We start from the raw sequence: 24721 nt of genomic DNA on the forward strand, positions 1-24721 counted from the left end.
CCGATCCTTGGAAGATCCGTTTTCTGTAGTACTGGCCCCCTGTGCGCGCGTCCAATAAGATTTTATCGGTACGACTGGACAGGCCTTGAAGCTCTATTTCCTGTAGCAGGCATATCACTCGACCCATAGCCCGTCTATGATCGGCTGATCTCAAAATGCCTGCATGGGGTGGTTCATCATGGACGAGCAACTCGGACGCTTACACGCTACAGCCTGCTTTAACTCAGCCTCCACGTTTAACGAGCCAACGCTGCGTAGCAAAGAGTATGCAAACGCGGCGCTCACCGAGTTTGTCAAACTTCAGCGTGAGCAGCCCGAGATTCTGAGCACGCTCCTCAAAGGGGGAAATCAGGGCGCCAAACGGTTGAACACCGACCCTTACCAAGGGCTTCGTGAGGTTATCCAGAACGCTGATGATCTGAATGCCACCTCCGTGCAGTTTGCTGTGCAGACCGTCCAGGGCAACAAACAGTTGGTCATCGTTCACAACGGATTGCCTGTTGAGTTGCCCCACGTGCTGCCGATGATCTACCCATTCTATTCCACCAAGCAGAAATCGGCGGAGTTGAAGGGACGGTTTGGCATCGGCCTAAAGACCCTCACCCAACTGGGCGAAAATCTTACAGTCCACAGCGCGCCCTTCCATTTCGGCTCACGCGATGACCATGTGGCAATGGTGGAAGAAGCCGTCCCTATTGACAATTTCTACGACCCCCACGCCAACCAGAGATGCTAGCGTGTCGTTCGGCGGAATTGCTTTGCGAGCCGTCCCAAGCGCTCGAAACGGAGATTAATGGGGTTTCCGGTGAGCGCCCGCACATCCCGGGCAGGCTTCAAAAATTCTGTTAAAAGCCGTTAAAGTGCTCATTCGGAATAGTGCGCTCAGAAAAGAGTTCATCTGCAGGATACGCCTCAGACTTCGACGCTGTTAGTCATCACCCAGCCCTTCCCTGCCTGAGCCCCTGGCACCAACGTGACTTGAATAGCGCCAAGCGGCCTGCATTCTTATGGAAAAAGTGACCAATTAAATGGAGTTGATAACCATCAAATCCCAACGACACGGAACGCAGAGATTCGGATCAAAGGAAGGGGCATCAACGAAGAGTTCCAATTTTCGAGCGCAGGATACGTACGGTCGTTTGAAAGCTTGTTCGTAGCCCGGGAAGCATTCGGTGACCTGGGCAAATCAAAATCCAACGCTTAAAGCTCCCTTCGAGCAGCCACGCTGACGAGAAGCCCGAATCGACTCCAAGGCGTGGCACTCGGGATGAACAGACACTAGCTCTGCCCCTTCTTATCGTACTATCTCACGCCCAATGCCCCGCCCTTTTGACCCAAATTCGCAGCGGCTCTGATCAAAGCAGTAAAGAAGGATATCTATGCCAAGACCAGCACCTCAACGCCTGATTGTCGATCAAAGCCAGACAATCGTTGTGCTTGATACCAATGCAGCCCGTAACCTAGCTCACGAAGTTGAGTGTCCGCGTTGGGCTTTCACATTTGTAAAAATGAAGGAAGAAGGCTTTTCGTTTTCGCTCGCTGACGGTGCGCTCATGGAGCTCCTTAACCAGCGGGCGCGAAATGTGATCAAAGCACATGAAGCAGAGCGCATGTGCCAGCGCCTAGCTCTTTTTCTCAATCCCCAGCTGCCCGTAATGCTTGGAAAAAAAGACCTTCTCGGCATGCTCCAAATCAACACTCAGCCTTGGAATGAAAGCTCGTGTCGTTCGCTGTCGATTCAAGGTTGGAGGGAGCTGCTTAAGAGCGTGGACGCTCCCCCACCAGACGATGGCCCAGAGGCCATGCTTCAAGAAGCTCGTGATGAATGGATTGAACGCCTTGCACAGTGGCAGATCGCTGTCGATGAATCCAGAACCGAGGGCGCAAAGATTTTGGAAGCAGCAGAGGGGTTGAGCCCGGATGAACTCCTCCAAATCCTGCAAACCGGGGCTTGGGCGACAGATTTCGCCACAACGATTGTCGATACCGCCCATGATGCGCTTGCCAGTTGGGTCGAGTACAGCTACCGGTGGGATGTGATTGAGCCTCAGATCCGTGCAGCGGTGTTCAATTCCTTTGAACAGGCGGACGACAAGACAGTGCACGAGACAAAAGGCATGCATTTGGAGATCCGATATCACTGGCGGCAGTTCGCTCGGATGCAGAAGAAAAAAGGCGCTTACAATCCGTCATCGCGTAGCAAACGTAACGATGGGATTGATTACGATCTCTTCAGCTACCTCAAGCTACCGGCGCTTTTGGTAACGGAAGACGGCGGGTTGGTTGATAAGCTTTCGGACATTGAAAGCTATCAGAAAGATTGGATTTGCAGACCGCAGAAGCTGGCAGATCTTTGGGAAGCTTACGGCAACCCTAGACCATTTTTCTAAAATTCAGCCTTGAGCAGCTAGGCTGAGAAAGCAGCGTGGAATCAGTGTCCGGATGTTGGGGGAATGAGTGTCCGTATGTCATGGAGTCCCCACGTACAGTACCGACCCCGTAGAGCCATTGGATGCCTAGGAGCTTGCCCGGCTCGAATAGATGTTGAGAGCCGCGTAGTTGGCCACCTGAATGGTGGAGCGTTGCGTGCATCAGAAATCGTCAGACAGCAGAAAGGGAGACGGAGGCATTGTCGCTGGGCCTTCCGAGGAGGATTACCCAGATTACTTGAAACTCTAATTGTCTGGCCACCATCGGCTCTGTTCGGAAAGAGATGCCGCAACTACCGTACGGAACACGGGAGTGAAACCATTGCTGCGCAGCTTCTTTGCAAGCTTGTAGAAGCTGGTCACGATTCGGCGGCTCTTTTTCAGAGTTACAATGAAAGGCCTCTAAATTAGAGGCCTTGCTGAAGTAAGGATTGTTCTAGCCGTTTCCGCCAAAGCGAGCTCGCTCGAGGGCAGTGGCGACGTCATTGAAGAGTTCGTCAGATACACCCAGCTCCACGATAACCCTATTTAGATTGCATGCAAATATTGTGTAGCTCCCTTTATTTGATCCTGGCAGGTATATATATCTGATCTTTTTAATATGCTGATCATACTCATCAAAATGTGGATGGAATAATCTGTAGCGACTTGAATCCAGAGGGTAGATTCTTACAGCGTCTCTGTATAAGGGGGGGTCTAAGAGCCCCTCCCTGTCTTTTTTGTAGGTGTTGCAGTCGGCACATATAACGCAGAGATTTTTTGGCTCGAACATGAATTGAATATATTTCGACTTTGGCAAGATATGTTCAATTGGAGCATTTGCGGCGGCGATTACGCCGATTTCTTCCTTGCAGTAAGCGCAAGTCAGCTTTTGCTCTCGCCGGTAGAAGTTTCTGATTTCGCGCCGCAGTTCTTCAAGGTCGTCATCGCCCCATCGCGTGTGACTGAGCTGGGGTTCCGACTTGACTGTCGCGATTTTTAAAATAGCTTCCGGGCTGAAAGTTACAGCAGAGTTAATGAGTGGCATGGCTGGCAACTAACTCCTCTACTGAGATAATAAGTTTTTTTACTGGATCTTCGTCTGACAATCTCGACTTAAACATCAATAGGTCATCGAGGCCATTTAAGATCTCGATGTCTATGCTTTTTCTGGCCCTTATTTTTGCTATAAGGTTGAATCCTAGCCGGGATACATATTCGTTCATTCTGCCAGGAGCACCGAAAAGCTCTGCCAATTGAAAGTCTGCAGACTTGTTATTGAAGTCTTTGGAGTTAAGTAACGAGCCACTTTCCAGTACTAAAATGTAAGAAAATTTGGATGTAGCTCGGGAAACCACCTGTGGCGAATGTGTGGCGATAATAAACTGACAGTCCGAAAACCCCGAAAAAGCTGATGTCAGCATTGGCATGAATTCCTCCTGCCAACGAGGGTGAAGGCTAATTTCTGGTTCATCAATCAAGATTACTGAGCCGTCTCTAATGTGCCCGGCAATTCCTAGCATTATAATTAATAGGCACTGCTCGCCGGAGCTAGCGCGGCGTAGGCTCAGAGATCCGTGGTCTTCCTTCTCTAGGGTGATATCCATTAGTCGCATAAGCCCAAGCTTCATGAGGATGACGATTGAGTTTAAAATGGAGGGGGATAGCTTTTTGCCGTCAATGTAGGACGTGCTTGTTGCGAAATCAAACTCAAGCTCAATTGCCTTGCGAGCTTGGTAGTAAGAGGCGACATTGGACATCGCATACTCAACTGAAGACTTCTCTTCAGTGCCTAACCCGTCATAGACATGCTTGTATCTTTTATCGACTCGTATCGGGCCGGTACTTTCAACTGGCTCTACAAAGAAATATTCTTCTGTTGAGTTGGCAGTGGAATGTGCGGTTTTGTCAAAGGCAGGCTTTAGTATGAAATTGGCTTGAGGTCTGAAGTGTAGTGAAGAAAAAACTTCCAGAAAGCTAGCTCCATTATGACCATGCAGAGCGCTTTTAAGTAAACCGCGAGCTGCAGAAGACATAAGGGATATTAATGATGAGGCAGAAGCTGAACTATCTCCGCGTAGACCTACGTAGCGGAAATTACTGTAATTTTTGCTTCTGCTCCTGGAAATAGCAGGAAACTTATCAAAGGGGCTTGTTGAAATCGCTATAACCAATGGCTCATCTTCATCGTCATAATCATAGTCGTAACGCTGTGTGAGCTCTTTTGCAATTCCAGACAGTAAACGGCTTTTTCCTATGCCATTTTTACCCACTACCACGGTAAATGAATTGCTCGAAGCTGATAATGCTTCAGCGGGAATTAATTCAACCATAGTCCCATCATGATCAAAACTTCCAATTTTCAATGTTGCTTCCTTGAGCTTAATGTTGGCTTTAAGTTATGAGGCATCCTGGTTTTACCACTGCAGGCTGTTTTTATGTAATCAGATCGAGAATCGACCGCCCAGCCGCTGTGAGCGCCGCCCTCCGCTTCTCGCCAGCCGAACCCTCCCCCATGCTGCTCTGGCGGATAGCCAGGCACAGCATGTGCGATGCTCGGGTCACCCCCACGTACATCAACATCATGTCTTTCTTCGCGGTTTTCCTCACTGTCATCATGTGATTGAATGAGTGCTATGAGACGCTTGGCGATGGCACCTGCAGTCTTGGGGTTGAGCTCAGATAAAGCGCCAGGCTGGATTCGCTCACAGATCCAGACCGCATTCCACTCCAGTATGCTGAAGGTGAAAACCGCTTCGCCCAGCGCCTGGGAGTACTCAGAATCGATAGGTTGTCGAAAGCGTGCGTCCTTCATGACTACCTCAAGATGTTAGGCCGGTTTCTTCCGGACGCGATACATACAGCTCAATCGTAGAGGACGGATACGTCCGGAAAGCCCAGTCGCCTCGGAAATATTCGATTGAAGGCGCAGTCGGTCGGCGCCGCTCCTGGGGTGTTCCGGGCTCAAGGACATTACCCGTTGGGTGCTCGCTCGGATGGTCAGCCTTTGGCGTAACCGGTGAGGAAGGTTTCGCAAGGAAAGCAAACACAACCACGCAGACTACCCAAGCAGCCAGAACTCCGACACCCGAGATGGCAGTCCGCTTGAATACTGTTTCAGAACGCCCAACAGGTATCGTCACCATCGCTTCGTAATCGCCTGCCGATAGAAATCTATACAGCTTGGTCTGCCACTGTTTACGTAGACCGCGCTGCACCAGAATAAAGTGCCAACCTGACCACGCAATGGTCACCACATACAGCCACACAATGATCATTACAGCCAAAATAAGCCAAGGATTGAGCGCAACGCTGATGCGTGCGACGGCGAGGCCAATGCCCACACCCGCCGCTGTTGTAATGGCAGTAACTGTCTGGCGGGTCGCGTCCGTCGCCTTCGATGTCTCATCGGTAACTGCCTTTCGTAGATCACCCAAGGACTTCAAGGTGTCTTTGGTAATCTCGGAAATCGACATCTGGTACGCGATTTTGGCGCACTCTAACGCAGCATCGAGATTGTCTCGGAAGTACGCAATTACCTCACCATCGGCACGCCCAGAGCGGGCGATTTCGGTTGAGAGAAGCACGTGCTTCATCTCCGCCTCGCGAGCGTTCTCATAGACCCAGGACGCCGCCTCTTGAGCAAGCTGGAAATCCTTTAGATTGAAAGAGTCGCCCGGCGATCGCTCCTGAAACTCAAGGCTCAGCTTAGGTGGGCCTTTGAAAATTAAACGTTGGTCGCCAGCGCTGACTTCGTTGGCAATGCAGCGAGTCAGCGAAGCGTGGGCATGTTCGGCCCAGAGTCGATGGAACGGGTCGAGCTCGTCGAGATTGGAGCCCTGTAGCAATAGCAACCGAATGTCCTCCGGTACGCTGCGAACATCGGCCGCCTCCTTAACTAACATTCGGGGCGATTTTGTCGCAGGTACTGGTGTGAGCGTTAGTGGCTCATCCCAGTTACCAAAAGCGCGAGCCTGACAGCTGAACGCTGCGCTGAGCCCTAGGATTCGCCAAATCCCTGCCTTGTTTCCTCTGCGCAGGAAGTCCGAAAACCCGACTTCAGTCATGATGTACAGTGCGTCAGCCAGATCCTCGGGTGACCTCGACGGCTTCTTCACTTTCAACCGGAACGTGCCGAAGTCATCGACAATGTCGGCTTCATCGCATTGAGAGTACTCATGGTCATAGGTCGAGTAAGTTAGACCAGCGTCCTTGGCAAGCCTGAGCAAGCGCAACGTCAGACCAGCCGCAAGCTCCGACGCGATTAAGTCAGTATCGCTTTCGGTAACCGATGCATTGCCCGCTCGCGTCTCTTGGTTGAGTAGACTAGCTAGGTCTGTCAGCGACAAGACTGTTCTCCGTGATTTTCTTGGTCTCTACGACAATGCGCTGCCCCCCGCCCGCTACTGGCTCGATCGTTACGTTAGGGTCACTCTCGATGTCTGGGAAGATGATTGTCACCCCTTCCACCGTTCTCAGCTTCCTGATGGCAGGCTGCCTTAACACCGCACGGTCTGGCTTGAACTCGACGTGATGAAGCTTGCTCTCTCGTACGCGCCTGCGTGTTTCGCGTTCAAAGCGTTGAACGACCTTGTCTTCAGTTGGATCACCAGCCGAAGAGAGTACCGCCTCCACGATGGCGTCCTCATCAACCTTCAATCGCTTGCCTAGAATTCCCTTGGCAGTTCGGAATGCTTTGGCCACATCTTCATCGGGGAGAAGGTCTCTGCAGGCATGCAATGCCCGACGCAGCAGTGTACTAGCGGTTCGGCTCAGCTCTTCGTCAGAAATAGTCCTGGTGACGCCCAGAAACGCCTCGAAATAATCAGCCAGGTCAGGGGCCTGTTTCTTGCGATCCCGCGCCGAAACACTGGTCTGCGCAACGCCATTGACCACGCGCACCAGCGCTGTTTTCTGAACAGCTTTTTTGTCATCAATTAGCGCCGTTACGATACGACGTAAAGCAGCCTCTGGCTTGGCCCCGTCCTGCTCTAAAGCCATTTTGTAGTCATACTTGATAAGGCTGAAAATGACGGTATCTGGAGTTCCGACATCTAGTTCGAACATACAGAGCACGCCGTCGGCGCTGCCTCCTACATGGAGAGTGTTGAATCCCCTGGATAGGCTTTGCGCCCCTCGCTCGAACGTGGTTGAGCGATCGACGATCGACTCCAGCTCAATCTTTGTCGTGGAATTGGTCTTGAAGCTGAATACAGCATCAGCAGCGCTTTCTACGATCTTGGTCTTGAAGAAATCGGTGTGTTCGGGCTTGCGCTCAGGCATGGCTTCAAACGTTTTCGCGCCAACGACGTGCAGGCTCATCCTGCGAATCGTCAGGGAGTCCTCTTCCTGCTGAGTGAAAAAACCCATCGGTCTTCCTGCTTGCGTCCATGCACCAAAGGGTGCACACGTGATTATTGATCTCAACGCCATGACTGCAGCTTGAGAAGCGCGCTGGTCAATGACCGACCATGTATTTTTTTGACGAGCAGAATATGCCCCCTACTTAAGATAGTGGCAAGTAGACATACTAATTTCTGTAATTTATCCGGGCGCGGGATCAGCACGGGAGACCTTTAGTGTTCAGCTCCACCCCAGTCGGCGCCGGACACCACTCAACCGCCAGTGCTACCCTGCTTGCTATGTCGAGCAGGGCTGGCCGTATGAGCCACGATTGAGCAAACCGATGCATCGTAAGCTCCAGAATGTGAAGGAAGGATAGGGAGGAAGGAGTAACGCTATGGCATGGTTTACTGATAATCGTTCGGAGCGGGAGAAAAACAGAGAAAAAGCCTTCATCAAGGCTGTTAACAACCTCAAGACCCTCGCCGTCACCGCGGATGGAGGCATGTCCATTGACCCCGTAGAGATCCAGGACAAAGTTATAGCGGCGCGCTTAGAGCTTCGACATTTCGTCACACAAGCAAGGAAAAAGTGATTTCTGAGCAAGGTGAAGTACGCTGTTGTGTTTCAGATCCGCAGGCCGAGAGGAACGCCATGTCAGATAAAAAAATGCTCACAGCTCGCGAGGTCTACGTAGTGCTGCGCGATGCCTCCATGATTTCAAGCTCAATGCGCAGAATTACAAACGCCAGCTGGGATGAGATCTACTGCGGGCTGATGACCGTTAACGTCGGCGACTGGGTGATAACTCTCTACAACGACTGTGGAGAGTTAGACTACTGCGATAGCTGTTACAGCCCTGACGGCCGAATGTACGAATTCAGCTCAAGAGATGCATCCGATCCTATCGAGCTACTGACTTCTGCTGAGCATCGCCAGCTCGAGGAGCTCCTCCGCCGTATCTGACTCAGGCTTAAAGTAGCGCTCGCAGTGCATGCGCCGACGAAGCCTCAACGAAAAGCATGACTTCACAAAAAGCCCAGTTGATCGCGCAGAGTGGCCTATAGCACCCTTCGGAATTCAGCTGGATAGAAGCCTGCCATACGCCTACAACTCATGCTCGTAGTCTCCAAGGTATCCAGCGGTTCACGCCCCATGGCCTCCATCAAAGCGTTGGCAAGCCAAACAGCGTCGAGCATGCTGAATGAGTAGCCCATGAAGTCGAACACAAGTTCTACTCCTCCATCTTCAATCGTGTAGACGGCCACCATTTCAGTCCTTTCGTGCTCGCCTGACCAAGGCTCAACGACATAGACTCCATCTTCTGCTTCGTGACAATTGAATCTCCCCTCGGCTGCGTAATCCCACTCACCAGACCCTCTTTTTCGAAATGTCCTCGTAAGCTTGCTGTCGCATGCCGCAGGCGTCGGTACAAATCCTGCCAAATTCCCAACAGTGACGAGGAGAGCATCGTAGAGACAGCGCGCGATATGTTGAACGACGGCATTGGCGAACCTAAACGGCATGATGTCTAAATTTAAACTGACATAGTGATCCCCCTCTCTGGACACCTTGCACGAATACAGCTCGTCATGTTCCCGCCCACGCCAGCAAACAAATTCGCGTTCCGTAAAAAACGTTGCTGGTTGTACTGCAGTTTTGCCCACAAATTTCTCCAATTCGTTGTTCTTAAAAATAACAACGGACGCTGTGCAGAAAAACTTTAGCGACAGGGTGAAATATTTGTGGACGCTAGAATTCTAGGCCTCTGAACCATGCGACCAAGAAGTGGCTGAGGCTCGTGCAGACTGGCACGGCGTACCGCGAAATCACTTCGATACGATAGCTGAAAGCGGCAGCAGGTTTGTCTCTGATTGATACTGACGTTCTTCGTACGGCCCCGCTTCGGTGACGCCACGCACCTCCCGCTATTGAAAAAATCTTCAACCGCCCTCAAGTTTTTTTTATATCGATCTGTTTTTTATCTGTATGCCCTCAGCGAGAAACCAGCTTTGAACCGATCGACAACTGACTTTGTCCAGTCCCTGAGTGGCGCTATAGCGTTTTCTCACACGATTCTAGGCAATCGGCAGCGGAGAGCGTGGGAGCGACTGATCAGTTACATCGGATCTTCCGACTCCCTTCCGGAGTTTGACAAAGCTTCGGCCCGGGCGGAGGGATATGCTCAGGCCCTGGTAGACAGCGAACAGATTTACACCAAATCCACTGAGCGCGACCTACTGATAATTGCGACCATTGATGCATGGCGCCGGCACCACATTCACTCAAATACTCCGATCAACGTGTAGCACTACCCTTCCCTAAGGAAATCGATGCCCACTATATTTAAGCGCTACGCCGATGACGAAATTTCAGATTCCACGATCCAAATGCCTCAGCGAATATTGGCCACATCGACTCATCAATACCCGATTGATGTGCTTGCCGGTCGTTTGGAGAAGTACCAAGCAAATCCGACCGCTGCGCATGATCAATATCCTTGGGCTGCACGATTTGTAATGGGCTTCCCTGTACCGTCGTGGCAGCGGTCACTGGTGTGGAATGCGGGAAAGAAATCGCGATTCATTGCAGCGGTGTGGTCAGGCGCAGATCTGGGGAGTTACCTCACGAATGAATGGTGCGGTTCCGCAGGTGGGGGCAGCTCTCTGGCGCTGAACAGTGACATTCTCCTTGATGGCCAGCAACGGCTGCACAGTCTTGAAGAGTATTTTCTTGATCGACTGGCTGTCCCAGATGTACAAGGTCAGCCGAGGGTGTGGTCTGAGCTTGCTAATGGCGAGCGTAAGCGGTTCTTGTCGACGATCTTCGCCCAATCCTATGTATCTTCTGACGACGAGCTCGCGTTGCGCAAAACGTATGATTTTTGCGCCATGGGCGTAATGCCTCGCACACACGACCAGCGCGCGGCTCGATAAGCTTCGGATGCTTTGTTGTTGGGGCACGCCCCTTCGGGGATGGCTGTCGTAAACCACGCCCCATCTTCGACGGGTCATGGCCCTGCGGGCTTTCATCCTCGTGCCCTATGACCCTTCGGGTCTGCGCGCTCCGCTTGCATGTTTGCCTGAATTATTCGGCGGATGAACCAACCGAACAACTATGCCACTGAACTGCTGAAGCCTCCTGGTGACTCAAACGCTAGAAACTCCAGTTCCATCCCCGCCATGGACTCCTGCGAAAGAGCCAGCTCCCTCCTCAGCATATCTTGCACACGGGGTAAATCCACCCTCCCCAACCATCCTCGGGCAACGTGTTGCTTTGCGTAGTCCAGGGGCTTGTCCCATTCCTTGAAAACGATGCTTTCAATTTCGCTCATCGACGGCACCACAATTCCGTGGGCCCTAGCAGTGAGGGTATTCATCCAGCCTTGAGGGTCGTAATCGGGGAAGCATATGATCTGCTTAACCCCGGACAAGGCCTTAGTAACAGCCGCCGGGGTGATTTGTGGGCTTCCGCGGAAAAGCATGGGCAGGTGCTTCACCTCGTTTGGCCAACGGTACTCGTGAACCGCGTACATGACAGCCTGGTTCTCCACCAAGATCACGGTATCAAGACCGTGGAGTTCTTTTGCCGGAACGCTGAGGCTTCCGCCAACTGGGTGGCTGTACACTCCGGAAGCCAGTTGCAGTTGGCCAGAGACCGAGGCAACCATGACTATTCGGTCTCCGGTCTTAAAGCGAGCTAGCTTCTCATTGCGTGATTTTTTCGCGACGGCCAGGCGATCGCCTTCTAGATCTTCGAGGCTGACATTCAACGCATCCACGCCTGCTTCTTTCTTCAGCATCATACGGACGGTTTGGAGATCGGCCTCGGTCAGCGACAGATAGTTGTTACCAAGCTTCTTGCCAATTTTGTAATCGTTATTGAGCCGTGACCAGGTAGCGTTGATCTGAACTTTCCTGGCGTCTTGTCGGATCGCGATTACTACGGGTTTGATCGCTCTCATGTTGCCAAAGATGCTCATAGCCGCCCCGCTCTCTCAAGAGTCAAATCAAGGACTCGTCGGTTTGCGGACACGCGAAGGTAGGGCGCGTAAACCGGAACTATCCGATAGTTAAGCGGTTTGTGTCGTACCTTGCTAACCGCGGACTGTAGTCGTACGTAGCCATCAAGAGCATAGAGCCATATGCTCATGGAAACCTCGGGATCCCCATGCTCCCCCCAATACGCCACGGCCGATTGAGGTTGTTTGGTTTCGTTCAGGCTCTGGAGCATGTGCATGAGGTGATCACGAGCAAATGGTTTTTCCAGTACCTTGGGCGGCTCGTCTTTGGGAACTACGGACTTCGATTCACGTGGCTTCGGCGGCTCCTCCGCCCGTCGGGCTTTCGGTGGTGGAAGCGATGCAATCAGTAGCTCAAGCGCCTCCAAGCTCTCACCTGCATCGACATCACAATAGACGCTACCAGCCAAGTCGATCTTAGCTGCTGGAACCCAGGAAGCGGCATCCTTCCTGTCAAAAAGAGGCTCCAAGTCGATAGGGTTTCCTGCCTGGAGGAACACATCGACAGCGTGAGCAACCTGGCGCATATGGTTGCGCTTGCGCACCGCCAGACTTAGCCGGTCAAGGCGCCCGATCATTTCATCTAGAGCGAGACGAATCCGCGACACGGCACCGAGGAGGCTATCCAGGAGTATGCGCCGCAATGCTCGATCGCTATTGGTCAAGGCGGATAAGCCAACATGAGTGAACAACCCGAGCTTCTCGTGCAGGCGCTTGAGGCGGCCAATTGCATTGTTGATGTCCCGTAACCGGTCTTTGAGTCGGGGTGAGAAGCCGTAACCGCCCTCAATGAACGCGCGCGTCTGGGCTTGCTCGTTCCGGAGATGGTTGGTGACTTGGCGGCAGCTGTGCGTCAAACGCTTCAGGTGCCGCTCAGCTTCACTGGAAGAGTCAGATGCCTTGGCTTCATGGTATGCCTCACAGTGCTGCTCAATGGCAATGAGGGATTCCTGCAAGTCAGGAGCCGCTCGCTCGAATCCCTGAAGTGAAATCTGCGCACCTACATCTAAAAGCAGGCCACTGAGATAATAGAGCTCATCATCTTCTTCGATTAATCCTTTGGACATAAGGTAGGAAATGCCTTTTGTCCTTCGCTCAGGCAGTGCGATCCCTTCTTCGTCTGCAATCGACAATGCTTCGATAAAGGTCGCATTTCGCGTGAGGGAATCTCCCAACTCGATCCAGTCTGCCTCCTTCACAAGTTGAGCCCTCCTTGGTGCTCACCGTCATGCGGTTCACTCGTACTGACGTCCAGGCTGAGCGAATTGTATTCAGCTATCCATGCCAGGATGGTATGCACGTAGCCCATTTTGCCTGTGGCTACGTAGTTGGCAGACTCGCTGTTGCGCTTCACTATATAGCCAGCGTCAGCCAATGCACGTAGCACCAACTTCAGCCGATCATTGTTGTCCTTGCCGCTCTTGGACTTGCTGAAAAAGTCGTACCCGCTCAAGTCCCAAAGCTGCGTACGGTAGGTCGGGTGGTTCTCGATTGAATCGAGCATGTCGGCGAAGGAGATAGTGTCTCCCGGGGCCAAACAGGTCTCACTGCGCCCCGCACGATTGATCAAACGGATGAAATCGAGACATGGACGTATCTGATCGCGCAGCTCGACCAATTGTGCGGTGGCCGCATCACGATCAACCGGCTCAGAAAAGTCAATGAACCGTGCGAAATACGTGTCGGGGGCCTCGGGTTCGCCGAGTGTCGCCAATTTCCGCCCTAACGGCGCCAGCGCGTTCTCGACACCCTCGGCAAACTCTGCATTGCGCAACTGCCGATGCAGTTCGGGGTAGGCGTACTGGCAGATGAAGCAGCCAGAAAGAAGCTTGTTCAGGACATCTCTCAAAGGGCTCACAGTGCACCCTCCCCGCCATCATTTCCAAGTGCATCATTCAGGTCATCAAGCTCATCCATCTCTTCAATCCCGTATTCCTTCACCACAATTGAGTCGGTGTCTGCCCTGCGCTCCAGGCTGTAACGGTTGTTGAATTGCCGAAGAAGCTCAGGTGCACCTCCTGGGAAGCAGGCCAGCATGGAGAGTCCACGTTCATTGAAGTAGCTGACCAGCGCAACGTAGTTTTCAGGTGAGAGCTCGAGGGCCTCGTCGATCGGGATCGACATCTGGAAATCTGCCTCATTCCGTAGCAGTTCGAATAGCGAGACGTAGATCATGGCGACGATGATCTTTGTCAGGCCGGTACTGCTCAGATGAATGAGCTCGGCGTTGTTTGTCGCTACCTTCACCCTACCCTGGTCATTGCACGTGACAGACACGTCGAAACAGTCCGACAGGTTGGATGTGAAGGCGCCATCTTCAATCTGGCGTTCGATGGTTCGGAGTGCTTCCATGAAGCCATCAGTTGGAAGGTACTCCCCCCCCATCCCGCTCCATCGCTTGTACTGCTGTTCGTAGTTAGTAAGGTCATCCCAAAACGACATTTCATGGATTCGTGATGAGACCTTGAATTCGAATTGACGAATCTGCGCAAAAGAGCTGAGAACCTCGCTCGCTTTTGCCGTCGCGTCACGGCCTAGTTTCAGGATACTTCGGTGCAATTGCTGGAGCTTAGAGCGGTTGTCACATAGTTCGTCTGACAGGTTTTTGGCTTGGATGATCAGCTTCGTTTTTTGATCAGGATGAGAAATCTCAATGTATTCCTGCAGATTTGGGGCGGCTTCCAACCATGCGAGTTCGAGCTCATAGGTAGCATTCGCAGCATGATTCATGATTTGTTCAATCGCTGCGCCCTGTGGCGTGTGCACCAAACGATCCCTCTGGAAACGCTTGTGAATCTCACGATATAGATCTGTGCCCTTGCGGTGACATTCCGTTCGACGGCGACGGAGTTTGCCGACCTCATCCTCGATGTCTGATGCCTTCAACGTTGAGGCGAGGTGAGCTTCCGCGGCTGCGTCGATTTGACTAAGTTCCCGAAGGACGCGTGCCACTGCGTTGAGTTCCAGGTCATCTTCATGCCCCTGAGTGACCAATACTTTTCTGCGCTCAACGATCGCCCTTTGCGAAGCCTGTAACTCCAGTTGCCACTGATCGACGGCACGGTTGATACGATCAAGATCGGCATTGGCACGAGCTAAAGCGGCTTTCCGATCAGGTACCGCAGGTACTGTTTCTTTAACCCAAAGCCGGTAACTATCGATCAGCGACTCCTGATCCCGAAGGCTTTTCACCCTCTTTTCCAAATCGGCAATTTCTAAGCTGAGCCGTTTGCTCGCTGTGTCATCTACTCCGGCGGACACAAGCTGAGCTTCCATATCTATTTTGGCGTTGTGAAGTGATGCCGCTAGCGTTGCATCGATGCGTTTTTCAGTGATTTCTTGGTCTCGATCTACTTGAGCCAGTTCCTGATCCAACTGCGATCGCGAACTGTCGCCCGCGGCTTGTATATCGTTAATCTCGCGCTTGTGCCGTTTCTTCAAGTTTTCTTGCTGAGTGGTGAGTTCCTCGAGCCGAGATGCGGCTTCCGAAACGCGTGCTGCTTGTATTTCAGTTTCTTGAACCACTTCCTCGCGGGCACGGTCAATCAGTCCTGTGTGATCGCTTTTCAGTATTTCCAAATCCAGGCATGCACTGCTCAGGTCTTTTTGAGTTGTTGATGCCCGAGCGCCAGCTTGTCGTAGTCGATCTTCCACTCCACGCTGCTGTTTCTCCATCAGCTCCATATCCGTGCTGAGCGCCTGGATCTGAGCAGTCAATGAAGCAATCTCGGTTTCAAGAGCGTGAGTACTTGCAACCGCCGCCTGAGGGAGCACCTCAAGGTTGATCTCAACCCCATAGAGATTTTGCTGAACTTCCTCAAGGAATGCGGGGTTTAAATCCGTACGCATCAGCGTCTCGACTGGGATGAGTCGAGCAATATTTTCTGTCCAAGTAGGGTGATGGCGTCGTAGGAAACCGAGCAGTGTTTCAGCGCCAGCATTAATCTGTCGCTTGAGGTTATCCCGACTCTCAACCTGGGCATTCTTCCTCAACTGTAAACCGCTGTATTCCGCGGCTCGTGCCTGCCTTTCCTGCGACAAACCGTCGACTTCTGTTGAGATCGAATTGAGGAGCTTTTGGAGTTCATCAACAACGAGTATCTGCTCGTTGATGCCACCTTGAGATTCATCCACCAGGCGCTGAGCTGCTGGAAGAGCGCGGAGGGTTTTAAGCTGGTCAGAGTATGAAACCTCGCGAGCATGAGTGGCCGTTGCTTGCAGCTGTATCTGCGAATACTCGGTGAGCTCGCCTTCGTGAGCAGTTTGCGTTTCATCAAGCTGCTTTTGCTGGTTAGCGGCTAATTCGTTTCGTCGCTGCTGGATACCTTGTGAAGCTGCTTTGTACTTAGAGAACGCAATACCTTTGCCGTCTGCGGCGACCTGTTTCGCTGCAGCTTCGAGCTCCTGATAGACTGTGCGGATGTCTGCCCCTTGGCGGTTTAACTTGATCTGATGCTCCTGTTTAACGTGCAACTGGTCTCGTATCTCGGGAAGCTGATCAAATTCCTCCGAAAGCTCCTGAGTACGATTGTCCTGGTATTCGACAAGTTTTTTTTCGAATTTCCGGAGCCAGGTGTCCTCCTCCGCCACATTGGCAGTCGCTACACCCTTTTGACCATTCAGGTCACCCATTCGCTCTCTATTCAGCTTTTGTAACTGATCGTCTTCGCCATGTAGCTCAGCCAAGGCCGCGGCTCGAATGTTCTGACGTTCTCTCAGCTTTTCATCCAGCATCAGAACGCGGCGTTTTTGTGTCCCCATTTGCCGTACGACGGCGCGAAACTCATGGGACTGGAGATTCAATTCAAAGATGTCTGGCTTGAGCGAATCCATCAGTAGATAGCCAGCACGGTTGTCGACAACACTTCTGAAGGGTTGTGCGTTGAGCATCATCAAAGTGCGACTGGGATCAGCGTTGTCTTGTTGAAGAATCTCGGCCATGGTCGCTTTCATGGTATCGAAGGTACCACCGCTCTCTATTAGCGCCAGCGTTACCAAATCGATGCCATTGAAATCCTTCCGCTTCGGTGCCAGCGAGAAACCAGAACGGAGGCTCACCACGAGCTTACGCTTGCCGGCGTCGGTGATTTTCTCGAGATGAGCTGTGCCGCTGTTAAATTGGATGATTTGCCGGTAGTGATACGGCTGTAGCTCAGGGGAACATGAGATACCCAGCTGTGTAAGACGACCGTGTAGATCACTTGGCAACACCAACTGACCTGCTTCGTAATCACGGTACAAAAGCTCAGGGCTCCAGGCGTTTGAAATCAAACGGTACGAGTACCCCTCCCCGCTACGGTGCATGATCGCGCAGCGTGCGTTGCCGGCATAATTGAGGTACTCAAAAACGATAAAGCTCGATGCCCTTGGCAGGTACCAGTTCGCAAAACTCTCACGGTTGGTGCTCGCCTTCACCAAGCGTCCAGGAGAAGCGCCGTAGAATACAGGGATCAATTTGATGAACGATGACTTCCCGATGCCATTTTCACCGGTGACGCTGGTGTTTCCGTCCATAACGAGCTCTGCTTTGGCTCCCGCGCAAAGCGAATCGATCAGGACGATCTTGATTAATTGTGACATCGGACGCCTCTTTCGCTTAAACCCTAAGGCAGTACAGCCGATTTCTCGCTCGGCAGTTGCCAAAAATAAGCACCAATTCGTTTCCATGGTGCTTGCTCTGTGCAACAACGATATGTAGATATAGACGACACATCCATGGTGTTTACGTATACAGGTAAACTTTTCAAGCAGATGGAGGTCGTCATGAAACGGGGTAAAGCCATCGAGTCCGTGCGCTGGGATCTGGCATTGAGGTACAGGTTGATCGAGACAGTCGCATGGTGGGAAGGCCGGTTGACTACGAACCACCTGATGCAAAGTTTCGGTATCAGCCGCCAGCAAGCCTCGAAAGACATCAATACCTACATTGATGAGCATGCCCCGAGAAATCTGGTTTACGACAAGCATCTCAAGGGCTATGTACCTAGCAAACACTTCAAGCCGCTATTCATGAAAGATAGCGCCAGCGCGTACCTTCATCTCCTAAATCAGAACCACGAGCGAGCCCCGCACATCGAAGGTTTAACGCTGGCGTATGCGCACATCGATGTGTTGGATGTACCAGACCGATCCATACGTCCCGAGGTGCTTCGGCCGCTACTGAAGGCCTGCCGGGAGGGCCAGAGATTGGAATGCGAGTACGCGTCTTTCCGGACGCCAGAAGGCGAAACGCGGCTTATAGCGCCTCACACGCTCATTCACACTGGCATGCGTTGGCATGTCCGGGCGTATTGCGAGAAAAATGATGAATTTCGTGATTTTGTGCTGAGCCGGTTTCGCGGAATTCCTGAGTTAATGAACGACTTCACAGAGCACACTCGCCTGCTAGACCCTGGGTGGACGACGCCGGCAACAGTGATCCTGGAAGCAGACCCAAGGCTTAAAGCTGGGCAGCGTGCAATCATTGAAGCCGACTACGGAATGGAAGATGGGCGCCTCGTAATCGAGACCCGCGGCGCTCTGGTTCAATACGTTTTGCATCGATACCAGATCGATACCACTAAAATGCACATGAAGCCGATGGCACAGCAGATTGTGGTTGCGAACATGGATGAATTGAGCCCCTGGCTTTACTAGAGCGAGGGCGATCAGCTGTTTAGGCGCAGTTTGGGTATGTAAAAAAATCACTCACATCGCGGCATGGCCCTGCGGGTCTGCGCGCTACGTTTGCATGATTGCCTGGAGTAGCCGAAGATCTTGGGATCTCCGGGTGAGCGTGTTCTCATCTGTACACGTGACCACGGTGTATCCTTGTTCACGGGTATACGCCAGCTGCCTATACCTTAGCGAATCGGGGGAGAAGCGAATGGCCGCTGGTGTGCGAGTATTTGGGCAGTGAAGCATGTCAGGCTAATACGCCACGGAGAAAGTGCCGCCAATGCTGGCGAAGCCAGTTTGGATCACGCGACCATTCCTCTAACACCTAAGGGTGTTGAACAATCCCATCTGATGGCTCGGTCGCTCACCCATGCTCCGGCTTTGATCGTTGCATCCCCGTTTTTAAGAGCGCAGGCGACCGCGAAAGCGACCATAGCTGCCTTCCCTTCCACCCCGCTTGAGACGTGGCCCATTCAAGAATTCACCTACCTTGAGCCTGCGCGATGTACCAACACGACTGTCCCTCAACGGCGGGCCTGGGTCGAAGCATATTGGTCTAGGTCAGACCCTGCATTCACGGATGGGCCGGGCGCCGAGACGTTTCTAGACTTCATATATAGAGCCCAGTCTTTCTTGGATCACCTTGCAGTGCATCCTGCCCAAGAAATCGCAGTATTTTCGCATGGTCAGTTCATTAACGCCGTTGCCTGGCTAATCGAGCGCAAGCCGCAATGCATTGATGGCCGAGCTATGGCTGACTGGCGTGAGTATGAGATCACGAACCACGTGCCCAAGTGTGGTGGCTACCTTCTTGACAGGCATCCAGCCGATGATGCCTGGCGAATAAGCCGTCAAGTAGGCTCAGATGGTTCGTTCTCACAACTCGCGCTGTCGCCGTGAGCGACATGATCGCTTCCACGATGCACATACAACGGCAACGTTAATAGCTTTCTTCCTCGGCTTAGAAGACCTCGATGAGTTTCTGATTGTAGTCGTCCAGATAGCTCTGAAGCCCTTCCCGGTCGATCAGCCAAACACCTGAGGTACCGGCCAACTCTTTCGCGGATTTTGTGTAGTAGGAGTTCGTGACAACCATGGCCTCGTCACAACCATAGAAGGCCTTAGCGGAAATGGCTTGCTGGACAGCCGCGTTGCCAACCGAACCAGAGTAATTCTTGGCCTGGATCACCATGTTTTTCCCGAAGCGGCTTACGAAAAGATCTGCACCTTGGTCAGCAGTATTCTTGGTCTCTTTGACCTCATAGCCAATGGTCTGGAAGATTTCAACCAGGAAGGCTTCGAATTGAAATCCGTCCATTGCATCCCACCAGGTGCATGGTGATGAATTGGTTGGGATTGAAATGCTCGAGCTGAGACCCAATCGCTCGACGAGAATGTCGAAATACTTCTCCTCGCAAAGACTCAAGCCATTTCGAAAAGCCTGTACAAGAAGGAGCTGGGAACAGATGCTCCGCGCCAGATCGCAGAAAGATAACGACTGGCCCCAATTTCAATCCCTAAAAAGCAACGCGGATCGGCATCGGCGCCCACATACAGCCGCAGCTTATGGCGGCCCCCGGTTTGATGAGTCGATGACACCGCAAGAGCGAAGCTCAATAAGAAATGGTATCCGGCTGTGTCAGATCTGCGCCCGGATGATTGTGTAGACCCCAAGCGGTATTCATTACATCGATTGCTCAGTTGGAAGCATGACGCAGAGCAGGAGACCGACGACGAAGTAGAAGGCCCACCGAGGCAATTGCCAGCGGATGATGAAGAGCAGGAGGAATGCTGGATTTGCCCGTTTTGCAAGTCATTTGTTGGGCGGGATAACCATGTCTGTCTTGGATGGAGAGCGGAGTTAGTTCGCGGCTCCATCGCCAAAGAGAGAGATAACGCTATGAAGGTGGGTTTGTTAATCAGTGCCATGATTGGCTTCGCGATTTTTGGTTTGATGCCTCAATGGCTGAGCTCAACATTTGGGTGTATGTGCCCGCTACCTTCGAGCTTGGGCTGGTCGCATGGGGTATAGGTGGAGGCCTCGCATTATTCAGTGGCCTTGGATCTATTCATCATTGATGAACAGCTCCACAAACGCCGTCCGCCGCGCTTCTTTCGTCCAACGTTCACCTGATGTAGGTGTTTGAAATGTAGTGTTTCTGCTGTGCCTCGCGGAGTGAGGATTTCTCAGTCAGAGTTCCTGCAAAGCACCGGGGTATTTGAGGGCAAGGTGCGCGCAGCCTGCTGATTTTTGATTTGTTTCCAGCGCGAGACTTGCCAGCATTGCTCACTGGGGAAGCTGCTATTAGTGTTCCCTACCTAGAAAGTGTCACCGGTCGACAGCATTTCCTGTTCTATTTCGACCGGGACTTAGTGGTTGCTAAGGTAAGGTGGCGGGCGCTCATTAACCGGATACCACTGCGTTGATTTGCTTCCCCGGATGCGTAGCAAGGTCTCCCTGAGACATGGGATCAAGGCAATCCAGCTTCTGGAAATCGGCAGGCCGCAATAGGTGGAGGCTTGACAAACCTCGCAGCAGGCAAGGTACCCGATGTTTGCAAGGAAAGGATGAAGTTTTGTATCTCCAGCGCTCCGTGACAGCCATCAAATTTCCTGGATTTAGTTAGAGTAGGTCTTCCAAAGGTTTACGTACCCCAAGAACTCTTCCTGGGCAGTGCGTGATGATTTCCAATAGTTAACCTGCCCAAGGTTTTCTCTGCGATGAGCCGTTGTCACAATGAGTCGTCTTTCCGCGCGCGATACGCCAACGAAAAAAGTGCACTGAACCTCGTGATGATCCTTGCCGAAGTAGGCTTGGTCTTCGACACCTAGCAAAACCACCGTATCAAACTCCAGCCCTTTGCTCTTGTGCACGGTTAGGATGCGGATCGACTGGTCATCAGACAGCTGTGCCAATGCTTTCAGAAGATCAGGCTCTCTCTCCAAGGCTTCATCAATATATTTCTTAACCTCCGCGATAAGGTCGCGAAGGGTTTCTCTGGATTCGTAATCATGGGACAGCCCAGCCAACAGGGTCGGCCCAACCATCGCGAGGAATTCCTCCAAAAGCGTCCATCGTTGGGTGAACGTTTTGGTCGCCAAATCGGCTGAAGCAGACTTGCGCGCCTCTTTGATGTAGCGGCTCCAATTGGACTTCAGCTTCCCCTCTGCATCGTCTTCTACCGGAATGATGCGACGGGTGAGACGAGTCCAAGCTTTAGGCTCTCTTAGCCCGTAGATGCACAATAGGTAATCCACGATGACCTGGGCGATGGGCTCAGTCGAAATGTCTTGGGCCTTGTTTTCGTTTCGATAGCTAATCCCCCAATCGTCTAGCTCAGCCGTCAGTCGCATACAGTAAGCCTCCGGCTGGATGCGCGTGAGTATGGCGATCTTGGCAGGATCGATGCCTTCCACGTTGACCCAGTGGGCGATGCGCTCTGCTAAATCGCTAGCCTCCTCCTCACAATCGGCATAGGACAACACGTGCACCTCGCCACCCTCACCGGCGAGTAATTGAGCCGGCATTTCTGAGTCTGGATCTAGAACCTTGATGATCTCGTTCTGGAGTTTCAGCAAGTGCGGCAGCGAACGGAAGTTTCGATAGATGTTGAGGTGCAAGGCTTCAAAGTCATCGACGAATTCGGCGAATACCCCATCCAAGGCGCCGGCCCACCCCATGATTTTTTGCTTCACGTCTCCCACGGCAGTTACACGACGACCTGATCCTTTAAATAGCCTCGTAACAAGCTCGTATTGCTCATCTGTGCAGTCTTGGAATTCGTCCAGGAAGACATCGCTGTAGGTCTGGCGTACTGCGTTAACAGCCGCCGGGTAGGCATCCAGAATCTTAATGGCAAGCGGGATGAGCTCCTTGAACTCCGTCTGAACAGGATGAGCCTTGCCCTTGGCGACAACTTTGAAACCGGGGTTCAAAGCATCGTCGCCAGATAGCACTGGCCTGAAGCGCTCAACAATCCTTTTCGCCAATCCGTGGAATGTGTAGCTATCGAACCGACCTGCATACGCCGCGCCGCATCGACGCCGGACGCGCTCCTTCAGGTTGTTACTGGCGTCGACTTTGAAGGCAATGGCCAGAATACGGTTTGGATAACGGCACACGCCTGTCGTCAGCAAGAAGTCGGCACGTTGAGCGAGCAACTCTGACTTCCCAGAACCAGGGCCCGCAGTCAAGGCCACGCAGCGCTTTTGCTCCTTCGCTGCAATCTCTGCGTTTGGTTCAAGCACGATTCCATCGGATGGTTTCCAGGCTTCGACCTTGATCACTCGTGAAGCTCCTTGGCCACCTTGATTATATGCTTGACCAGTCTCTTGAGCGACGGCGGCATCGCCTCCCTTAGATCATCATCAGTGAGCTTGGAGAGGGCTTCGATGTGCGATTTCGGCTTGCTCTCCACCTTGAACAATTTGTGATACGCAGCAAAATAACTACGCTCTGACACGGTGTACTGCTTCTCGTCATAAAAGCTGTCACCCAGCACCGATCTGACCTGGCCGACCTTCGGTGTCACAAGGTGTTTGGCCTCGATCCCGAAGGCCTTTGGGAAAGCGCGCAGCATGGCGAAATCCAAGTCCATTGGGCTGGAGAAGAAAACTTCAAATGGTTCCAGCTCAGCGATATAGCTCCTGAAGCCACGATCTTTTTCAACTTTTAGAAGTTTATATTTAGGATTATTCCAGCTTGGGAGTTTTTCGAGCTGGTCGTCGGGCATGTATCCCTGGTTAGGACGGTGATAATTTAGCTGGGTCGCAACATAGTGGATCCGCCCCCACCCTCCACCGTGCCTTGCTACATCGAGATCCAACAGGGTCACGTATGGAATTTCGAGCCTGCTCAAAAGGCGCCAGAAATGGTTCACATGGCGTCCCCCAAGCGGCGCGATGCACACAGCGGCCTCATCTACCATGAGCCCCTCTGCGGCCAGTAAACGCGGCAGCACAATCTCTTCGCTATCACCCTCGCCGAGCACGACCAGCCTAGAAAAATAGATCTCGGGGAATGCTTGTACTGCTTCTCTGACAAATTTGTAGGCCTCACCAGCCTTTGGGGGCATCGAAATCTTAGTCACGACCGTGCAGCGCGAATCGTCGAGCCGGAGATACCGAATCTGTTCAGGCTCAACGCGACGCAGCATCGATGGGGCATGCGTGGCGATCATTGCCTGAGCATCTGAGTTCCCCTTAGCTAGCACCAGAGCCTTCAAGGACGATACGATCCGACCCAGGTAATGAGGAGAGAGACTGTTCTCAGGTTCTTCAAGCGCTATCAACGTGAATACGGCAGGCTTGAGCTTGTCCATGTCGAACGAGTCATCATCCCCCTTCAGCACCGCCCTACCGATTGCCTGGGAAGTGAGTACCAAGGTCAAATACAGCATCGACTTCTGCCCGTCACTGAGGCGAGAGAAATCAACCTGCTGCTCACCATGACCTGGTGTGAAAGACACCGAGAGATGCCTTAGCAGCGCCTCGATCTCATGGGTCACGAAGGTTAGGCTGGGGTCTTTGAAAAATTTGCCTTTATGCAGCTTGCCCCAGACCTTAGCGATTCCGTCTCCAAGGTTGATGACTGATTGATTCGTACTGAGGCTCTCGGAAATGTCTGCGGAAAGCTGGCTGATTTTTTCGCGTTGCTCTGCCCAGTTTACCGCCCGCAACAGCCGGCCAAGAAGCGCATTGGTTCCGTAGGCGATGTGCTCTGCCGGATCACGCCGCGCAGGTAGGTAGTGCACCTGAATTTGGTTCCGCTCATCGCGTGGTACCGGAGATGTTGCGACTGGGTTCCCATCCTCGTCGACCTCAGAGACATAGCGCAAGGTTTGCTCGATCTCATCGTCCAACCCTAGCGAGGCGTCCAAACGGTACCGCACGCGCGGTACGCCATGGATGTTGTCCAGCCGCATGTGCCCAAAGTTGCATGGGATGGTCGGGTGTTCTTTCGTCTCATCGGCAATTTCGGGGAAATAAAAATCTGCCTCGATCCACAACGTTCTCTCACTGTCCGGCCTCTCCTCCTCATCATGTGCGACGAAGAAATCAGATTTTCGCAGCCGCCGTTGATTGGGGTCGATTGAAAAAAGGCGGCAGAGCGCCTGCAACGTTGCAGTTTTGCCGGAGCCGTTAGGCCCAATCAGGAAGGTTAGTTTTCGGAAATCGATAGTAACCGGCTTTGCGCCGAACGATTGAAAACCACACACGCGCATCTGCTTGAGTACCAACGCTCGAATCCTTTCTAGCTAACGATGACCGGCGGCCCAGGCTCTCAGGCACG

At 52.5% G+C, this 24721-nt stretch carries 19 protein-coding genes and 1 pseudogene; 7 read left to right on the forward strand and 13 right to left on the reverse strand.

What is annotated here, in order from left to right; genetic code table 11:
* Positions 1-178 precede the first annotated feature (178 nt).
* Both PMI36_RS14405 and PMI36_RS14400 read left to right on the forward strand, forming a co-directional pair.
* On the forward strand, positions 179-736 hold the full coding sequence (locus PMI36_RS14405; protein WP_008072239.1) for a sacsin N-terminal ATP-binding-like domain-containing protein: 558 nt from the start codon (positions 179-181) through the stop codon (positions 734-736).
* A 643-nt stretch (positions 737-1379) separates the two neighbouring features.
* The gene (locus tag PMI36_RS14400; protein WP_008072240.1) at positions 1380-2390 is read left to right on the forward strand and encodes a hypothetical protein; all 1011 of its coding nucleotides are present in this window, start codon (positions 1380-1382) and stop codon (positions 2388-2390) included.
* Positions 2391-2865: 475 nt separating this feature from the next.
* On the opposite strand, the gene PMI36_RS14395 is transcribed toward PMI36_RS14400, so the two are convergent.
* From PMI36_RS14395 to PMI36_RS14385, 5 genes are read right to left on the reverse strand one after another with little or no spacing between them, the layout of a single operon-like run.
* Positions 2866-3456, reverse strand: a complete 591-nt coding sequence (locus PMI36_RS14395; RefSeq protein WP_008072241.1) for an HNH endonuclease — start codon at positions 3454-3456, stop codon at positions 2866-2868.
* A complete protein-coding gene (locus tag PMI36_RS30640) occupies positions 3443-4774 on the reverse strand; it encodes an AAA family ATPase (RefSeq protein WP_008072243.1) in 1332 nt (443 codons plus the stop codon). Before PMI36_RS30640 ends, PMI36_RS14395 begins: the two co-directional genes overlap by 14 nt.
* Complete coding sequence (locus PMI36_RS31625; protein ID WP_008072245.1) at positions 4771-5223, reverse strand: hypothetical protein; 453 nt, start codon at positions 5221-5223, stop codon at positions 4771-4773. The genes PMI36_RS30640 and PMI36_RS31625 overlap by 4 nt, the downstream gene beginning before the upstream one ends.
* Before the next feature lie 7 nt (positions 5224-5230).
* On the reverse strand, positions 5231-6757 hold the full coding sequence (locus PMI36_RS14390; RefSeq protein WP_008072247.1) for a hypothetical protein: 1527 nt from the start codon (positions 6755-6757) through the stop codon (positions 5231-5233).
* Positions 6735-7778, reverse strand: a complete 1044-nt coding sequence (locus PMI36_RS14385) for a nucleoid-associated protein (protein ID WP_008072248.1) — start codon at positions 7776-7778, stop codon at positions 6735-6737. The genes PMI36_RS14390 and PMI36_RS14385 overlap by 23 nt, the downstream gene beginning before the upstream one ends.
* Before the next feature lie 370 nt (positions 7779-8148).
* Between PMI36_RS14385 and PMI36_RS14380 the strand changes: the two genes are divergently transcribed.
* Both PMI36_RS14380 and PMI36_RS14375 read left to right on the forward strand, forming a co-directional pair.
* The gene (locus PMI36_RS14380) at positions 8149-8346 is read left to right on the forward strand and encodes a hypothetical protein (protein ID WP_008072250.1); all 198 of its coding nucleotides are present in this window, start codon (positions 8149-8151) and stop codon (positions 8344-8346) included.
* Positions 8347-8405: 59 nt separating this feature from the next.
* Positions 8406-8717, forward strand: a complete 312-nt coding sequence (locus tag PMI36_RS14375; protein WP_008072252.1) for a DUF7693 family protein — start codon at positions 8406-8408, stop codon at positions 8715-8717.
* Positions 8718-8812: 95 nt separating this feature from the next.
* Here PMI36_RS14375 and PMI36_RS14370 read toward each other — a convergent pair whose 3' ends face one another.
* A complete protein-coding gene (locus tag PMI36_RS14370) occupies positions 8813-9418 on the reverse strand; it encodes a hypothetical protein (protein WP_008072254.1) in 606 nt (201 codons plus the stop codon).
* 666 nt (positions 9419-10084) lie between these two features.
* On the opposite strand from PMI36_RS14370, the gene PMI36_RS14365 reads away from it, so the two are divergent.
* The gene (locus PMI36_RS14365) at positions 10085-10687 is read left to right on the forward strand and encodes a DUF262 domain-containing protein (RefSeq protein WP_008072257.1); all 603 of its coding nucleotides are present in this window, start codon (positions 10085-10087) and stop codon (positions 10685-10687) included.
* 179 nt (positions 10688-10866) lie between these two features.
* Here PMI36_RS14365 and PMI36_RS14360 read toward each other — a convergent pair whose 3' ends face one another.
* The 4 genes from PMI36_RS14360 to PMI36_RS14345 are packed head-to-tail and all read right to left on the reverse strand — an operon-like array spanning position 10867 to position 17352.
* Positions 10867-11733: a DUF7281 domain-containing protein gene (locus PMI36_RS14360; RefSeq protein WP_008072259.1), complete on the reverse strand. Its 867-nt coding sequence runs from the start codon at positions 11731-11733 to the stop codon at positions 10867-10869.
* Positions 11730-12971: a hypothetical protein gene (locus PMI36_RS14355; RefSeq protein WP_008072261.1), complete on the reverse strand. Its 1242-nt coding sequence runs from the start codon at positions 12969-12971 to the stop codon at positions 11730-11732. The genes PMI36_RS14360 and PMI36_RS14355 overlap by 4 nt, the downstream gene beginning before the upstream one ends.
* Positions 12968-13630, reverse strand: coding sequence for a hypothetical protein (locus PMI36_RS14350; protein WP_008072262.1), 663 nt, complete (start codon positions 13628-13630; stop codon positions 12968-12970). The genes PMI36_RS14355 and PMI36_RS14350 overlap by 4 nt, the downstream gene beginning before the upstream one ends.
* Entirely contained in the window at positions 13627-17352 is a 3726-nt protein-coding gene (locus PMI36_RS14345) for an ATP-binding protein (protein ID WP_008072264.1), read from the reverse strand. The genes PMI36_RS14350 and PMI36_RS14345 overlap by 4 nt, the downstream gene beginning before the upstream one ends.
* A 183-nt stretch (positions 17353-17535) precedes the next feature.
* On the opposite strand from PMI36_RS14345, the gene PMI36_RS14340 reads away from it, so the two are divergent.
* Both PMI36_RS14340 and PMI36_RS0129615 read left to right on the forward strand, forming a co-directional pair.
* Entirely contained in the window at positions 17536-18408 is an 873-nt protein-coding gene (locus tag PMI36_RS14340) for a helix-turn-helix transcriptional regulator (RefSeq protein WP_008072267.1), read from the forward strand.
* 258 nt (positions 18409-18666) lie between these two features.
* Positions 18667-19329, forward strand: a complete 663-nt coding sequence (locus PMI36_RS0129615; RefSeq protein ID WP_032830440.1) for a histidine phosphatase family protein — start codon at positions 18667-18669, stop codon at positions 19327-19329.
* A 61-nt stretch (positions 19330-19390) separates the two neighbouring features.
* Here the strand turns inward: PMI36_RS0129615 and PMI36_RS0129620 are convergent.
* From PMI36_RS0129620 to PMI36_RS14330, 3 genes and pseudogenes are all read right to left on the reverse strand, one after another.
* A pseudogene (locus PMI36_RS0129620) lies at positions 19391-19885 on the reverse strand (restriction endonuclease); the annotation flags it as partial.
* 1163 nt (positions 19886-21048) lie between these two features.
* Positions 21049-22716, reverse strand: a complete 1668-nt coding sequence (locus tag PMI36_RS14335; protein WP_008072270.1) for a UvrD-helicase domain-containing protein — start codon at positions 22714-22716, stop codon at positions 21049-21051.
* Positions 22713-24668 (reverse strand): ATP-dependent nuclease, encoded by a 1956-nt coding sequence (locus PMI36_RS14330; protein ID WP_008072271.1) that lies wholly within the window; start codon positions 24666-24668, stop codon positions 22713-22715. The genes PMI36_RS14335 and PMI36_RS14330 overlap by 4 nt, the downstream gene beginning before the upstream one ends.
* Positions 24669-24721 lie beyond the last annotated feature (53 nt).

The sequence above is a fragment of the Pseudomonas sp. GM79 genome (genome assembly GCF_000282495.1).
GTDB lineage: Bacteria > Pseudomonadota > Gammaproteobacteria > Pseudomonadales > Pseudomonadaceae > Aquipseudomonas.